Here is a 15,449-nt window from a genome sequence, read left to right as displayed (position 1 = left end):
ACGCGGCGTCGCTCCGCCGGGAGGCGGGCGGACGGGCGGCGCGGCGCGGTGTGCGGCGGCCCCGAGGGGGCGGGGGCCCCGCGCCCGCGTCACTGCGCGTCGAGGGTCCCCTCGATCTGCTCGTACTGGGAGAGCGCGACCCCGAGGCCGAAGAAGGTCGGTGCCCACTCGCCGATGAAGATTCCCCACCGGTCCGCGCGGTCGACCCCGGCGTGCTCGGTCCTGTTGGACGTCATCCAGGTCACCAGAGCGCCGCCGATGGACACGAACGCGGCGAAGTAGGCGTGCTCGCTGCGTACACCCGCTTCATGCATCTTCTTGACGATCATGCTGTACCTCTTCCACGTGCGGGGGGGGGCTGACCGCCAGAGCGGTCGGACCCGACATGGGTAGCCGGACCCCGGGCACGCCAAACCTCGACGGAAGTTGTGCACCTGCTTGCCGTAGGGAGGTTTGCGCCGCATGCCGCGACGGCCGGACCATGGCGCCATGCGGCCCGACCCCCCACCCCTCCGCCCGGCGGTGCCCCGGCCCGCCGAGACACCGCCGGTGCTGCTCCCCGTGGGCGCCGCCGCCAAGCGGCTGCGGACCAACGCGGCCACGCTCCGGGCCTGGGAACGCCGATACGGTCTCGGCCCCTCGGGGCGCAGCAGCGGCGGACACCGCCGCTACTCCCCGGACGACCTCCAGCGCCTGCGGCGCATGCTCGACCTGCTGCGCCAGGGCGTCGCCGCCGCCGACGCGGCCCGCGTCGTGCGGACGGCCCCGGCCGCCGACCCCACGCCGCCCGACGTCGCCGTCGGCGACCTCCTCACCGCCATGCGCGCCCTCGACGCACCCGCGCTCACCCGCCTCGCGGGCGCGGCGCTGCGCCGGCACGGTGCCGCCGGGGCCTGGACGGCCGTCTTCGCGCCCGCCCTCGTGGCCGTCGGCGACCACTGGGACGCCACCGGGTGCGGCGTCGAGACCGAGCACCTGGCCAGTGGCATCCTCGAAGCGGCCCTGCGCGGGCACCTCGCGGTGCTTGCGGCCGAAGGCCGGCGCCCACCCGTCCTGCTGGCCACCGCGCCCGGGGAGCACCACACCCTGCCCATGACGGCTCTGGCCGCCGCGCTCGCCGAGCGCGGCCAGTCCAGTGTCCTGACCGGCTACCTCCCCGGCCGCGCGCTCGCCGACGCCGTCGCCACCGTCCGCCCGCACGCGGTGGTCCTGTGGGCGCGGCGGGCCGCCACGGCCGACGTCGCCCTGCTGGCCCGCACGGCGAGGGCGGGTCCGGCGCCGGTGCACCCGGCGGGCCCCGGCTGGCCCACGCCGCCGGCCGACGCGGCGTGCGCACCTCTCCTCGCGAACCTGCCCGACGCCGTACGCGCCCTGACGGTCCGTGCTCCGGCCCCCCGGAGCGGCCCGGCGTGAGGTGAGGGGCGCCGGCCGGGCCAACCGCCGTGCGCCACGCACCGGTTCGCCCGGCCCCGGCCGACGTGCGGCGGAGCCGGCGGTCGCGGACGGCGCCCGCGCACGCCCGGGACGTCGTCCCGGCGGGATTCCTGTCGGAAGCCTTGACAACGCAATTGGTCTGGACCAGCTTGTACGACCACGGTGGCCACCGCACCCACGGAGCCGGAAGCCCCTGCCCCGGCACCTCTCCCGATCCCCCACCGGAGGACGCAAGTGGACCGCAGCACACCCGCCCGCAGAGGGCTGGGAGCAGGGCTCGCGCTCGCCCTCGGCGCCGGACTCTGCCTCATGGGAACGGCCGGAACCGCGCAGGCCGCGGACGTCAACGTCGTCAAGAACGCCGGATTCGAGTCCGGCCTCAGCAACTGGTCCTGCTCCGCCGGCAGCGGTGCGGCCGTCTCCTCACCCGTCCGCACCGGCGCCGGCGCGCTCAAGGCCACGCCCGCCGGACACGACAACGCCCGGTGCACCCAGACCCTCAAGGTCAAGCCCGGCTCCACCTACACCGTCAGCGCCTGGGTGCAGGGTGGTTACACCTACCTCGGAGCGACCGGGACGGGCACCACCGACGTGTCCGCCTGGACGCAGGGCAGCGGGTCCTGGACCAAGCTCTCCACCAGCTTCACCACCGGCGCCAACACCGACTCGGTGACCGTCTACACCCACGGCTGGTACGGCACGGCCGCCTACCACGTCGACGACGTCAGCGTGTTCGGACCGGACGGAGGCGGCGGCACCGACCCCGACCCCGTCGTGCCCGACGCACCCGGCGCCCCCACCGTCGGCACCGTCACCTCCTCCTCGATCGCGCTGAGCTGGGCCCCGGTCACGGGGGCCACCGGCTACAACGTCTACCGCGACGGCAGCCGGGTCCAGTCCGTCAGCGGCACCTCCACCACGGTGAGCGGGCTGGCCGAGGACACGGCGTACGCCTTCCAGGTGACGGCGACCAACACGGCAGGCGAGTCCGGGAAGTCGACCAGCGTCACCGGGCGCACCGCCAAGGGCGGCACCTCGCCCGGCAACCCGGCGGTGCCCAAGCACGCCCTCACGGGGTACTGGCAGAACTTCGACAACGGCGCGACCGTGCAGAAGCTGCGGGACGTGCAGGACCAGTACGACATCATCGCGGTGGCCTTCGCCGACTCCACGCGCACGCCCGGTGAGATCGTCTTCAACCTCGACCCGGCCCTCGGCTACTCCTCCGAGGCCGAGTTCAAGTCCGACATCGCGGCCAAGCAGGCCGCCGGCAAGTCCGTGATCATCTCGGTCGGCGGCGAGAAGGGCAACGTCCTCATCAACAGCGACGCCGCCGCCACCGCCTTCGCGAACAGCACCTACGCCCTGATGCGGGAGTACGGCTTCAACGGGGTCGACATCGACCTGGAGCACGGCATCAACTCCACCTACCTCACCAAGGCGCTGCGTCAGCTCTCCGCCCAGGCCGGTCCCTCCATGGTGCTCACCATGGCACCGCAGACGATCGACATGCAGAACACCGGTACCGAGTACTTCAAACTGGCGCTCGCCGTGAAGGACATCCTCACGGTCGTCAACATGCAGTACTACAACAGCGGTTCGATGCTCGGCTGCGACGGTCAGGTCTACTCGCAGGGCTCGGTGGACTTCCTCACCGCGCTGGCCTGCATCCAGCTGGAGGGCGGGCTCGACCCCTCCCAGGTCGGCATCGGCGTCCCGGCGTCCACCCGGGGCGCGGGGAGCGGCTACGTCTCCCCGACGATCGTCAACAACGCCCTGAACTGCCTGACCCGCGGCACGAACTGCGGCAACTTCCAGCCGTCCACCACGTACCCGTCCCTGCGCGGCGCGATGACCTGGTCGACGAACTGGGACGCCACGGCGGGCAACGCCTGGTCCAACGCGGTCGGACCGCACGTCCACAACCTGCCGTAACGACGGGACGCCACCGAGGGGCCGCGCCATCCGCACCGGCGGGTGGCACGGCCCCTCAGGGCGTCACGGGATCACGTCGCGAACGCCGCCGTGCTCCAGATGGCCCCGATGCCCTCCTCGACGCGGCGGGCGTGGAACACCGCCTCGTCCGGGTCGTCGCCGCGACGCAGACCCTCCTGGGCCACGTCCAGGGCCAGGTCGCGCATGGCGCCGTCGCCCGTGTCGTCGTAGTAGTCGACGAACGCCTCCGGAACGTCGGCACCGGCCTCGCGCAGCCGGTGGGCCACGGCCGCTCCACCCGCGAAGTACGTGACCATGTCGGAGTGAGAGGCCAGTGCGGCGGCCGCCTGACCACCGGTCAGCGCCACCCAGGACAGGGCCTCGTTGAACGGTGCGGCCCCGGGGTCGCCGCAGCGGCGGGTCAGCTCGGACTCCCGCAGGCCCAGCACGCGGCCGGCCTCGCGCAGCTTCGGGGTCGCCTCGTGAACGAGCCGACCCAGCGCGAGCCAGAGCTCCGTGGCGCGATCGCCGTGGAAGCGGGTGAGCAGGACACCGTAGGCGGCGAGTTCCGCCGTGTGGCACTGAGCCTCGATGGTGACCAGACGGCGCAGCTGAACGGTGGGGTCCCCGCTGCGGGCCAGGGCCTCGGGGAGAGGGTTGTCCACCGGGCGGAGGTCGCGGAGGCGTTCGAGCTCGGCGACGGCCGTGCGGACGTCGGTGCGGTGCGTGGTGCTCATGTGCGTCCCTTCTCTCGCGGGGCGGGTCGCCGCCCCCGCGGCGGGGGCAGGTAGCCGACGTCGCGGAGGTGGCGCAGGTTCAGGTCGATCATCCCGGCGTCGACCGGCGGGCACGGGGGCCCGCCGCCGGCCATGGCCCGTGCGGTGTTGTGCCGGTCGAACTCCGGGAAGGTGCCGGCGAAGTACATCTCCTTGACCGACATCGCGGAGTCGTGGGCCGGCTCGGTGAACATGGGGATGTACGGGGCCATGGGATGCTCCGGGTCGCGCGCCGTCCACCCGGCCACCGCGTCCACCCAGGTGTCGTAGGGCACCTTCTCGATCTGGTAGCCCATGACGCGCAGCCGCTCGACGAGCAGGTCCAGCAGAGCGGCTTGGGGGTTGGTGATGTGGTAGACGCGTCCGTCCGGCTTCTCGTGCGTGATGACCCGCGTGACGACGTCGGCCGTGTAGTCCACGGGGACGAAGTCGAGCGGGAGCGGGATGTCGGGGGCGAGACCGCTCTCGGCGATCGTGCGGAACAGCGCGCACATCATGGTGTCCGTGTTCCACACCCCCCGGTCCGTCGTGCCGGTGATCTCGTAGGGGCGGTGGATCGCCACGGGCAGGCCCCGTTCGGCGGCCTGAGCGACCAGCCGCTCGGCCACCCACTTGGTCTCCATGTATCCCAGGGAGAACCGTTCGGGGTGGTCGAGGGGGGTGTCCTCGCCGACGTGGCGCACGCCGGCGGCGCCGAAGCCCGCGATGACGCCGATCGTGGAGAGGTGGTGGACCGCCTTGAGACGGTGTGTGCCCGCCAGTTCGAGCACCGTGCGGGTGCCGCCGACATTGGCGGGGGCCAGGGCGTGGTACGGATAGGCGAAGTTGACGCTGGTGCCGGAGTGCACGATGAGGTCGCAGGCGCGGGCCAGCGCGTCCCAGGCCGCCTCGTCCAAGCCGAAGCGCGGTTCGGTCAACTCGCCGGGAACGGGTACGACGCGGTCCTCGCACGTCGAGGCGTCCAGACCGTAGCGGCGCATGCGCGCGGCGATGCGGCGGGCACCCTCCTCGGCGTCCCGGGCCCGGGTCAGGCAGTACACCCGCTCCGCTCCCGCCCGTACGAGCCGGTCGATCAGGTGGACACCGAGGAAGCCCGTTCCGCCCGTCAGAAGGACGCGGCCCGGTGTCCGGCCGGACGCCTCGGGCGCGGTGAAGGTCAGTGCCGGGTCCAGCCGTGCCTCGGCGCGGAAGTCCGGCCGCTCGCCGTGGTCGGTCGGCCGTGCGCCCGGAGCGGCCAGCTCGCGGGCCCGGGCTGTGAAGGTGGCGAGCGTGGCCCCGTCCAGCAGGCTGCGGATCAGCTCCGTGCTCCGCCGCGCGGGTATGCCGAAGTGTCGCCGGGTGGCGGCGGCGACCTGGGTGGCCAGCAGGGAGGTACCGCCGAGCGCGAAGAGGTCGTCGTTCCGCGCCACCGTCCCGACATCGAGCCGATCGTGCCAGATGCGGGCCACGGCCTCCTCGTCCTCGCCCCGGGGAGGCGGGCCACCGGACGCGGTCGTCCGCCGTCGCGCGACGAGGGCCAGCAGGCGGTCCCGGTCGGCCTTGCCGCTCGTGGTCAGCGGCAACTCCGCCGTGGCGACGATCCTGGTGGGCACCATGTACGCCGGGAGCCGGTCGCGCGCGTGCGCGTGGAGCCGCCGCACGAGGGCTTCGGCATCCGTCCCCGGAGCACAGGCCACGGCCGCGCCCAGCTGTTCGCCGCCGCCCGCGCCGAGGACGTCGACGACCGCCTCCCGTACGTCGGCGTGGGCGCTCAGCACGCTCTCGATCTCGTCGAGTTCCACGCGGAAGCCGCGTAGCTGCACTTGGCGGTCCCGGCGGCCGAGGAACTCCAGGACGCCGTCGGCGCGCCGACGCGCCATGTCGCCGGTCCGGTAGAGACGTCCTTCCGGATCCTCGCCGAAGCGGTCGGGTACGAAACGTTCGGCCGTCATCTCGGGCGCGTTGAGGTAGCCCAGCGCCACACCGTCGCCCCCGAGCCACAGCTCACCCTCCTCGCCCACGGCGGCGGGTCGCCCGTCGCGGCGTACGACGTAGGCGGTGGTGTTGGGCAACGGGGTGCCGATGGGAACATGCTCGGCGTGTGGGGAGAGCGCCTCGATGACGTGGCTCGTGCTGATCACGGCGTTCTCCGACGGCCCGTACCCGTTGACCAGGAAGCGGGGCCCGCCCCGGCGGAGCACGGCCCGGACGGCGGAGGGGCTCAGCGTGTCCCCGCCCGCCATGAGGCAGCGCAGACCGGCGAACATGCCGGGTGCGGCCTGCGCGTGCTGGTGGAACAGCCCCGCACTCAGCCAGGCCACCGTGATCCCCTCCTCCCGCAGCGTGGCCTTGAGGGACTCCGTGTCCAGCGGGGCGTCCGGCTCCGGCAGGACCAGGCAGGCGCCGTTGAGCAGGGTGCAGAAGACCTCGTAGCAGGAGACGTCGAACGCCGGGTTGGTCGTGGCGAGCAGTCGTTCGCCCGGGCCCGGAATCGCGGGATGGTCGGCCGCGGCGAACCGGACCAGCCCCCGGTGCGTGCAGACCACGCCCTTCGGGGCGCCGGTCGACCCGGAGGTGTAGACGACGTAGGCGGCATCGGTCGCCCGTCGCCCGTCGGTCCACCGGGTCCCGCGCGGCGGGAGCGGGTGTCCGGCCGCCTCCTCGGCCGTGACGAGAACCGCGGTGGTGGCCTCGGGCAGGTCGGCGCCCGGTGCGGCCACCACGTGACCGGCCCCGGAGTCCGTCAGGATCGCGGACAGCCGTGCCTCCGGGTGGGCCGGGTCGAGGGGAAGGTACACACCCCCGGCCTCCAGGATGCCGAGCGCCGCCACGACGGCGTCCGGGGACCGCTCCAGGAGCATCGCGACGGTGTCGCCGTCACCCACGCCCCGGTGGCGCAGGTGCGCTGCCGTCCGGCGCACGCGTTCCCGGAGTGTGTGGTAGGTCCAACGTCCGCCCGACCACACCAGGGCGAGAGCGTCGGGGTCGCGTTCGGCCCGCTCGGTGAAGAGCCCCGGCAGCAGGGCGTCGCGCGGGTAGTCGGCAGCCGTGGCGTTCCACCGCCGGACGTGTTCGGGGACGGGGCGGGCAGGGGAGTCGAGAGGACACATGAGAAGGACCCTTCGGTGAGGATGATTGGGCGGAGGGCGGTGTCGGGTCAGCCGGTGAGCAGGACTTTTCCGGTGCCGCCGCCCCGCAGCGCGTGCTCCAGGGCCCGGGGGTGTTCCCCCAGGTCGTAGTGGGCGGCCACCTCGAAGCCCGGCAGACCCGCGACCACCGCACCGCGGACGTCGTCCCGCAGCCGGCCGACCGCGTCCGCTCCGGTACGGTCCAGCTCCTCCAGGCGCTCGGGCAGCCAGAATCCGGACACACGGATCCCGCGGAAGATCAGCTCCCCCGGCGGGACCGGCAGTGGGTCGCCGGAGAGGAGGCCGTAGGAGACGAACCGTCCACCGGGGCGAACGCAGGCCAGCGCGGCCCCACCCACGCTTCCCCCCACGGCGTCCAGCGCGGCGTCCACCCCGTGGCCCCCGGTGGCCTCCCCCACACGTGCCGACAGCTCGGCGGCCGTGCGGGCGTGCAGCGGGAGCGCACCGCTTCGGCGCAGCCCGGGGCAGGCATCGGCCCGCCGAACGGCGGCCAGGCGGCGCAGACCCCGACGACCGGCGAGCCAGACGAGCATGCGGCCGACGGCGGACGAGCCGGCCGTCAGCAGCACGGTCCCGCCCTCCCCCAGCGCGAGGTCCTCCAGCAGGAGGTGAGCCGTGGGCGGGTTGACCGTCAGTTGGCACCCGGTGTCCGGTGAGACGCCCTCGCCCAGGGGCAGCACGTCCGTCGCCGGTACACAGAGGTATTCCTGCCAGGTGCCGTCGGCGGCGACGGCCACGCGCGCTCCGGGCGGTGGCCCCACCGTCCGCGGACCCAGGGCGTCGACCAGCCCGGCGCCCTCGAAGCCCGCGATGGCGAGGGCGGGGTCGTCCTTCGGACGCGTCGAGGTGCTCCCACGGGGTGCGAACCGGGCGGGTCGGCCGTAGCGGCCCTGAACGGACAACAGGTCCGAGGGGTTGACCGGGCGCGTGGTCAACCGCACGCGCACGTCCCCGGGTCCCGGTTCCGGCACCGGGATGTCGACCTGCCGGAGCACCCGGGCGGGATCGCCGTGTCGGGCGAAGGCCAGCGCCCGCACGTCAGTCCGCCTCGGCGGGCCGGGTCGCGGCCAGCTCCGCACCGAGGGAGGCGAGCGAGGCACGCCCGGAGTGGACCAGCTTGTTGACCAGTACGTGGGAGGCGCTTCCCGCCTCCAACGCGGCGGCCAGGTGCCCGGCCTCACCCGCGCCGCCGGAGGCGATCACCGGAAGGCCGGACGCCCGGGCGACCGTCTCGGTCAGGGCCAGGTCGTACCCGGCCGAGGTGCCCTCCCGGTCGACGCTGTTGGCCAGGACGGCCGCCAGTCCCAGGTCGCCGTACCGCCGTGCGACGTCCGTGGCGCACAGGCCGGTGGACGTCGCGCCGCCGTGGACGAGCACGCGCCAGCCGCCCACTTCGTCGGCCGCGCAGTTGAGAACCCCCAGCAGGCGGTGGCCGCCCAACTCGGCGGCACTCGCGGCGACGAGGTCGGGTTCCTCGGCCATGCTGGTGCTCACCGAGACCTTGGCCGCACCGGCCGCGAGCAGCGTTCGGCACGCCGCGGGGGAGGTCAGTACGCCCTGCTGGACGGAGACGAGCAGGGTGAGCCCGGTCCTGTCCAGAGCACGCAGCAGGTCCGGCAGGTAGCCGACGTCGTCCCACGCGTCGACGACGTCCACGAAGAGCGTGCTCGCCCCGTCGCGCGCGTAGCCACGGGCGATCTCGACGACGTCCCGGGGATCGGCGAGATCGGGACGGCCGGCCGGTTCCGTGGCCAGCCCCCCGGCCACGTCGACGCACGGGATCACCGCTTCGGACCAGCGGGACCGGGCGCGGGGCGTCATGTGCTCATGAGTCATCGGTCAGGTGCCTTTCACGTCGTGGTGGAGCCGCCGCAGCCGGTCGGCCTCCGGCGCCAGTCGTGCGGCGACGGTGACGGCGGAGGCCATGGCGGCCTCCTGGGTGTCGATCGGCGTGGTGCAGTGGCCCGCGAAGAAGAGCCGCGCCCTGCCGCCGCCCGCGGCCAGCCGATGCCGGGCCCGTGTCGCCCCCGGGGTGGGCAGTGCGGTCCGGTAGGCGGCCCGGGCCAGCTCGCGTCGCGGCCGGTGGAGCCGGTGTGTGAGCTGGCTGACGAACAGGTCCGTGCCGAGCGACGGCCCGTACCATGTCGTCGTCTCGCTCCAGCCCTCATGCACGGAGGTGTTGGTCGTCGACCACGCCGCGCGGTCGTCGGGCATGCCGAACGGGTCGTCGTGCAGCGCGTAGGTGAGGGTCCGGTAGGGGATCGCGCCCAGCGTGCCGCGGACGTCCTCGGTGTCGGTCAGCGGGACGAGCGCCTCGCGCGCCCGGTCGGCGGGCAGGGCCAGAACCACGGCGTCCACGGTGTGCACCCCGCCGACCGCGTCGATCAGGCGAAAGCCCGCCCCATGGGCACTGACGGCACGCAGTGGTGTTCCGACCCGCAGGGTGGCTCCTGGTGTCGCCTCGGCCAGCGCCGTGGGCAGGGCCGCCGCACCGTCGCGCAGAGAGGTGGTCTCCGGTGTCTCCGCTCGCTCCGCGTGCGCGAACGGCGCACCGGCGGCGCGTGCGGACAGGCCGCGCGCCTCCTCGATCCCGCAGCCGTGCAGGGACGCGGGCAGAGCGAACAGCAGGTCCTCCTGGGCTCGGACGGGCGCGGGCCACTGCTGTGCCGCCTCGTCCAGCGTGACGTCCCAGCTCATCTCCTCCGCCTGCCAGCGCGCGGCCTCGGCGGCGAAGTGGTCCAGCGCCCACCGAGCCCGGCCGTGCCCCGTCACCGGACGGGCGCCGGGCACGGGCCCGGCCGGTGACACCCACACCGGCGCCGCCTCTCCGGACCGCAGGAGTGTGCGGGTGGCGCGTGAGGTCACCAGGTCGTCGGCGCTGAAGCCGAGTTCGGCGGCGACGTGGCGCCACACCGGGAAGGCGCCGGGCGCGGTCTCCCGCACGCCGAGGTCCACCGCGCAGGTGCGTCCGCCGCTGCGGACGGACAGCGATTCGGCGTTGCCCCCCAACCGAGGCCGCGCTTCCAGGAGCACGATGTCGTGGTGGCCGTCCAGCAGCCAGGCCAGCGTCAGGCCGGCGAGCCCGCCTCCGGCGATGCCGATGCGCATCGGGCCCCCTACCCGGCCGCCGGGGCGGGTGATCCGGCCCCGCTCCGGAGCGCCGACGGCCCGTGCGCCGCGAACTGCCAGAACCCGTCCAGGCCGGCCCGCAACAGGTCGGCCACGGCTGTCGCCGTGTCCGCCGCGTCGCCGTGCCGCAGTCCGTCCTCGACCACCTCCGCCGCCAGGTCGAGGAGCTCCGAGGGCGGCGGGGTGTCGTAGCACCTGCGGAACTCCTCCGGAACGTCGGTCCCCGACGCGTCGAGGAGTCGCACCAGCTCCTGGCAGAGCGGGAAGTAGGCCGCGAAGTCGGTGTGTATCGCCAGGGCGGCGGCGGCCCGATCGGCGTGCAGGGCCACCCACGAGACGGTGCCGGGAAAGGCGAACGCGTCGAACGTGCGGGGCTGGTAGGGGGGACCGGACCGATTCACACTCAACACATCGGCGCAACGCTCCAGTTCGGGCAGCCGTGAGCGCAGTGCGTCGTTGAGCCGGATGAACAACTCGGAGCTCGGGGCGTCCGGGAAGCGTGCCAGCAGGGTCGCGTACGCGACGGTCTCCGCGCGCAGGCACAGGAGATCGGCCTGGACGAGCCGACACAGCACGTCGGTGTCGACCTGTCCCCGCCGGGCGCGTGCCAGCAGGATATTCGGCCGCTGAAGGTGCTTTTGGTGCTGAGCCCGGATGAGGAGATCCGCTCGGCGCGCTGATCCGTTATCCACGGGAGATCACCTTCCCGATGATGTTTGGGGAATGAATTCGAGCATGCGTGACCGGGTTCCCGAGCCCATCGGCCGCACACCGAGAGAAGGCCGGTACCTTGGGGCGGGTCCCGAAGTACCGGTGTTTCGTCAACCTTCTGTCCGCCGGGCCCGGGTGGCACCGGGGGCGGCGGAGAAAGGGGACCGCACCGACCGAACACCGCCCGGTCCGGGCTGCGGGGACCAAGGGGCCGGTGGGGTGTCCAGGGGGTGCGGATCCGGGTGTTGGGGCGCTGTCCCGGTCCGGGGAAGCCCTGAGCGGGCCGGGACTTCGCCGGTGCTTTCGCCGCCGAGAATTCCGGGTAGGACACGGACACACGCAGACCGTCGGTCGACTTCCGGGCGCGGCCACACCTGTGCTCATGGAAGGGCTCATCACCTGCGCCGCATTTCGGCGGGCGCGGAACAGGAGGCATGCGTGCCCGACGAGCAATTCGGTCCCGGTGATCAGGTGCCGCTGGATTCTCTGCGGGAAATTCTCGCGGTATTACGGGAGATCCAGCGCCTGCTCGAAGCGGTGCTGCGGCTGCTGGAGAGAAGGGGCGACGGGGGCCCGGTGCCGTCCGCCTCCCCCCGGCCCGGCACCCGGGGGGAGCGCCCGTCCCGAACTCCCGTGCAGCGCGGGACCGGACGGCACCGTGGCCTGACCCCGCGCGAGAGTGAGATCCACGCCCTGTTGCTGACGGGGGTGTCCAATCGGGTGATCGCCCGGCGGCTGGGCATCGCCGAGCGCACGGTCAAGAACAACCTGCACGCCGTCTACCGCAAACTCGGAGTCAGCGGCCGGGCTGAGGCCATGGCCCGCTTTCTCCCGAGTGCGCCGGAGACCGGCGCGGCGGACGGGGCGGGTGCCCCGCCTCTCGGCGGAGCCACCGACCCCGGGGCGTCCCCCGGCCGCCGCCCGTCCTCGGCCGGGTGAGGGGCGCCGCCGCCGTCACGCCTGCGGGTGGGAGGTGAGGTAGCCGCCCATGGAGGTGAAGTACTCGGTCGCGGGCAGCTCGCGGCCGTCCTCGGTGCGGACGCGGGTGATGGCGAGGCCGTGGTTGCGGCCCGAACGGGCGTCGGCCCCGGCGACGACCACCACGCCCTCGCCCTCGCGGTAGAAGATGCGGCCGGGCGTGCCGCCGTAGCGGCCCTGCGACACGACGGCGGAGAGGATGTCCAGCCGCCTGCCCCGGTGGAAGGTGAACGCGGCCGGATAGGGCGCGGACTGCGCACGGATCAGGCGTCCGAGGTCCGCCGCCGGCCAGTCCCAGTTGATCCGGATGTCCTCCTCCGCGCGCTTGTGGAAGAAGGTGGCCTGCGAACGGTCCTGCGGGGTGAACTCCGTCCGCCCGGAGGCGATGAGGTCGAGTGCCCCGATCGTCACGGGTGCGATGAGGTCGACGGTCTTGTGGAAGAGGTCGGTGGCGGTGTCCGTCGGTCCGACGGCGACCGCGCGCTGCACGACGATGTCCCCGGCGTCGAGCTCCTCGTCCATCATGTGCGCGGTCACACCGACCTCGCTCTCGCCGTTGACGAGGGCCCAGATGAGCGGCGAGAAGCCGGCGTACTTGGGCAGCAGCGAGTCGTGGACGTTGAGCGTGCCGTGTCGGGGGAGGGTGTAGACGCGCGGGGGTATCCACGTCCGCCAGTTGTTGGCCACGATGAGATCCGGATCGGCGTCCTTGAGCCGTGCGAACAGCTCGTCGTCGTCGGGCCGGTTGCGGATGATCACGGGGACTCCGTGGCGTTCCGCCAGGTCGGCGACCGAGTCGCTCCAGATCTTCTCGTAGGCGTGCTCGCTCCTGGGGTGGGTCACGACCGTCACCACGTCGTGCTCGGAGTCCAGGAGCGCTTGCAGGGTGCGGTGGCCCCAGGTCTGGTATCCGAACATGACGACCCGCATGGAGGTTCCTCCTCGAAGAGCGATGGACGGTTGCCAGTAAAGCAAGGCTAACCTAACTAAGCAACGCCGTTCGGTACTCCGGTTCCTGCCCCGCGCGCACGGCGGCCGTGCTCCCGGTGTCATCGACAGTGGCGATCAAATTAGGTTAGCTTTACCTAAGTTGCGCTCGGCCGTCCGTCGTCAGCGGTGTGCCGTGGCGCCCCGATTCCGCGCCTGACAGGCGGCTGCACCGCACGATGGGAGTGACATGTCTCAGGTTCTTCTTGGCGACACGCCCGTGATCCATGACCTCATAGGCATCGGCTTCGGGCCGTCCAACGTGGCCATGGCCATAGCGCTCAGCGAGCACAACGCGCGCGTCGGCAGGCGGGAGGCGGTCACCGCGCACTTCTTCGAGCAGCAGCAGGGCTTCGGCTGGCACCGCGGCATGCTGATCGACGACGCCACCATGCAGGTGTCCTTCCTCAAGGACCTGGTGACCCTGCGGAACCCGGCGAGCCGGTTCAGCTTCCTGTGCTACCTGCAGAGCAGGGGGCGGCTGGTCGACTTCCTCAACCAGAAGAACCTCTTCCCCCTGCGGGTCGAGTTCCACGACTACCTGGAGTGGGCCGCCGCCCAGGTCGACGACATGGTCTCCTACGGCCACGAGGTCCTCGCCGTCGAGCCCGTGGAGGTCGACGGCGTGGTGGAGTACCTCGACGTCACCGCCCGTTCGGGCCCGGAGACGGTGGTGCACCGGGCCCGCAACCTCGTCATCGGCACGGGCCTGCGGCCCCGCATGCCGGAGGGGATCGACCGGACGGACCGGATCTGGCACGCCTCCGACCTGCTGCGCAAGGTGGACGGCCTGGACGACGCGCGTCCCTCCCGCTTCCTCGTCGTCGGCGCCGGGCAGAGCGCGGCGGAGAACGTCGCCTACCTGCACCGCCGCTTCCCCGAGGCCGAGGTGTGCGCCGTCTTCTCCCGGTACGGCTACAGCCCCGCCGACGACAGCAGCTTCGCCAACCGCATCTTCGACCCCGGCGCCGTCGGCGACTACTTCTCGGCTCCCGACGCCGTCAAGAGCAAGCTGATGGAGTACCACGGGAACACCAACTACTCCGTCGTGGACGTCGACCTCATCGACGACCTGTACCGCCAGGCGTACCGGGAGAAGGTCCTGGGCACCGAGCGGCTGCGCTTCCTCAACGTCTCCCGGCTGAGCGCGGTGGAGCCCGGCCCGGACCACGTCCGCGCCACCGTCACCTCGCTGGTCACCGGAGAGGAGACGCACCTGGACGCCGACGTCGTCGTCTTCGCCACGGGATACCACCCCGCCGACCCGCTCGCCCTGCTCGGCCGGGTCGCCGGCCACTGCCACCGGGACGCCGAGGGCCGCGTCCGGGTCGAGCGCGACTACCGCATCGCCGCCGATCCTGTGCTCCGCGGCGGTCTGTACGTCCAGGGCGGCACCGAGCACACCCACGGCATCACCTCCTCCCTGCTGTCCAACGTCGCCGTCCGCGTCGGGGAGATCCTGGAGTCGATCGTCGACCGGGGCAGGACGGCCGTCGGCGACGGGCCCGCCCTCGTCGACGGGATCGGTGCCTCGCCGCGCTGAGGCGGTGACCGCAGCGTTGAGGCGTACCCGCCGAGGAAACCCGCAGAACCGCTCACCTTCGTGTGCACAAGGAGTGATCCCCCATGGCCATCAACCCGTTCGACGATCCGGAAGGCCGCTTCCTGGTCCTGGTCAACGACGAGCGGCAGCACTCGATGTGGCCCTCCTTCGCCGACGTACCGGACGGCTGGCGTCCCGTCTTCGGCGAGGACACCCGCGAGGCCTGCCTCGCCTACGTCGAGTCGCACTGGACCGACCTGCGCCCCGCGAGCCTGACCGGACGGCCCGGCTGACGACATCGCACCCGCGCACCCCGCCGTGCCCACGTCCCTTTGCCCCCGGTCCGCGTGCCGCGCGGACGCCGCCGCGCTGGAGGCCCTGTCCCGGCCCTTCGTCCGGTCGGGGGCGCTGCGCCCCCGACCGGGAGCCGTCTACGCGGCGCACGCGGCCGACTTCCTGGTGGCCGAGTCCCCAGGTCCGGACGGCGGCATCGACGGCTGCCTGGCCCTGGCCGTGCACCCGCCCGACCCTGCGCGCGGGCGGGGCCCGGCGGGCGTCCTGTACAACTTCTGCGTCGCGCCGCACCGGCAGGGGAGGGGCCTGGGCGCGCTGCTGCTGGAGGCCGCGCTCGACCGTGCGGCCGAGGCCCCGCTCGGCACCCTGTTCACCGCGACGACCGGGAGCGGTGCGCTCTTCCTCCGGTACGGCTTCACCCCGGTGAGCCCGGGGTCCGCGCCGGCGGCCTGGGCGCGTGCCATCGACCCCCGGCGCGGGGCGCGCGTCCTCGGGCGCACGGTGTGACGGCCGCACGGCGGCGGGGGTGGCCCG

14 protein-coding genes are annotated in these 15,449 nt (G+C 73.2%); 6 read left to right on the top strand and 8 right to left on the bottom strand.

Translation table 11 applies throughout. The features are described 5' to 3' along the window. Window positions 1–89 precede the first annotated feature (89 nt). Window positions 90–329, bottom strand: coding sequence for a hypothetical protein (locus IF129_RS06105; RefSeq protein WP_191208443.1), 240 nt, complete (start codon window positions 327–329; stop codon window positions 90–92). A 160-nt stretch (window positions 330–489) separates the two neighbouring features. On the opposite strand from IF129_RS06105, the gene IF129_RS06100 reads away from it, so the two are divergent. Both IF129_RS06100 and IF129_RS06095 read left to right on the top strand, forming a co-directional pair. Beyond that, window positions 490–1,413, top strand: coding sequence for a MerR family transcriptional regulator (locus IF129_RS06100; protein ID WP_191208442.1), 924 nt, complete (start codon window positions 490–492; stop codon window positions 1,411–1,413). Window positions 1,414–1,668: 255 nt separating this feature from the next. Further along, the gene (locus IF129_RS06095) at window positions 1,669–3,369 is read left to right on the top strand and encodes a chitinase (RefSeq protein ID WP_191208441.1); all 1,701 of its coding nucleotides are present in this window, start codon (window positions 1,669–1,671) and stop codon (window positions 3,367–3,369) included. Window positions 3,370–3,440: 71 nt separating this feature from the next. On the opposite strand, the gene IF129_RS06090 is transcribed toward IF129_RS06095, so the two are convergent. Genes IF129_RS06090 through IF129_RS06065 form a run of 6 tightly spaced genes read right to left on the bottom strand, consistent with a single transcriptional unit; the run spans window position 3,441 to window position 11,094 of the window. After that, a complete protein-coding gene (locus IF129_RS06090; protein WP_191208440.1) occupies window positions 3,441–4,106 on the bottom strand; it encodes a hypothetical protein in 666 nt (221 codons plus the stop codon). Continuing rightward, window positions 4,103–7,234, bottom strand: a complete 3,132-nt coding sequence (locus tag IF129_RS06085; protein WP_191208439.1) for an amino acid adenylation domain-containing SDR family oxidoreductase — start codon at window positions 7,232–7,234, stop codon at window positions 4,103–4,105. The genes IF129_RS06090 and IF129_RS06085 overlap by 4 nt, the downstream gene beginning before the upstream one ends. Window positions 7,235–7,281: 47 nt before the next feature. Next, window positions 7,282–8,310, bottom strand: coding sequence for a zinc-dependent alcohol dehydrogenase family protein (locus IF129_RS06080; protein WP_191208438.1), 1,029 nt, complete (start codon window positions 8,308–8,310; stop codon window positions 7,282–7,284). 1 nt (window position 8,311) lies between these two features. Beyond that, the gene (locus tag IF129_RS06075) at window positions 8,312–9,109 is read right to left on the bottom strand and encodes a HisA/HisF-related TIM barrel protein (RefSeq protein WP_191208437.1); all 798 of its coding nucleotides are present in this window, start codon (window positions 9,107–9,109) and stop codon (window positions 8,312–8,314) included. 3 nt (window positions 9,110–9,112) lie between these two features. Beyond that, window positions 9,113–10,381: an FAD-dependent oxidoreductase gene (locus IF129_RS06070; protein ID WP_191208436.1), complete on the bottom strand. Its 1,269-nt coding sequence runs from the start codon at window positions 10,379–10,381 to the stop codon at window positions 9,113–9,115. Window positions 10,382–10,389: 8 nt separating this feature from the next. After that, window positions 10,390–11,094: a hypothetical protein gene (locus IF129_RS06065; protein ID WP_191208435.1), complete on the bottom strand. Its 705-nt coding sequence runs from the start codon at window positions 11,092–11,094 to the stop codon at window positions 10,390–10,392. Window positions 11,095–11,551: 457 nt separating this feature from the next. On the opposite strand from IF129_RS06065, the gene IF129_RS26890 reads away from it, so the two are divergent. Further along, window positions 11,552–12,052, top strand: a complete 501-nt coding sequence (locus IF129_RS26890) for a helix-turn-helix transcriptional regulator (RefSeq protein ID WP_318153576.1) — start codon at window positions 11,552–11,554, stop codon at window positions 12,050–12,052. Between the two features lie 15 nt (window positions 12,053–12,067). On the opposite strand, the gene IF129_RS06055 is transcribed toward IF129_RS26890, so the two are convergent. Beyond that, window positions 12,068–13,021, bottom strand: a complete 954-nt coding sequence (locus IF129_RS06055; protein ID WP_191208434.1) for a methionyl-tRNA formyltransferase — start codon at window positions 13,019–13,021, stop codon at window positions 12,068–12,070. 247 nt (window positions 13,022–13,268) lie between these two features. Between IF129_RS06055 and IF129_RS06050 the strand changes: the two genes are divergently transcribed. The 3 genes from IF129_RS06050 to IF129_RS06040 all read left to right on the top strand — a co-directional run bounded on the left by IF129_RS06050 (window position 13,269) and on the right by IF129_RS06040 (window position 15,422). Next, complete coding sequence (locus IF129_RS06050) at window positions 13,269–14,621, top strand: lysine N(6)-hydroxylase/L-ornithine N(5)-oxygenase family protein (protein ID WP_191208433.1); 1,353 nt, start codon at window positions 13,269–13,271, stop codon at window positions 14,619–14,621. Window positions 14,622–14,704: 83 nt separating this feature from the next. Next, window positions 14,705–14,914 (top strand): MbtH family protein, encoded by a 210-nt coding sequence (locus tag IF129_RS06045; protein WP_191208432.1) that lies wholly within the window; start codon window positions 14,705–14,707, stop codon window positions 14,912–14,914. 25 nt (window positions 14,915–14,939) lie between these two features. Next, window positions 14,940–15,422: a GNAT family N-acetyltransferase gene (locus IF129_RS06040; protein ID WP_318153575.1), complete on the top strand. Its 483-nt coding sequence runs from the start codon at window positions 14,940–14,942 to the stop codon at window positions 15,420–15,422. The last annotated feature ends 27 nt before the right edge of the window (window positions 15,423–15,449 follow it).

Origin of the sequence: Streptomyces chumphonensis (assembly GCF_014779715.1) — a bacterium.
In the GTDB taxonomy this organism is placed as follows: domain Bacteria; phylum Actinomycetota; class Actinomycetes; order Streptomycetales; family Streptomycetaceae; genus Streptomyces; species Streptomyces chumphonensis.
Note: the sequence above shows the minus strand (reverse complement) of the source record. Positions and strands in the feature narration are given on the sequence as shown.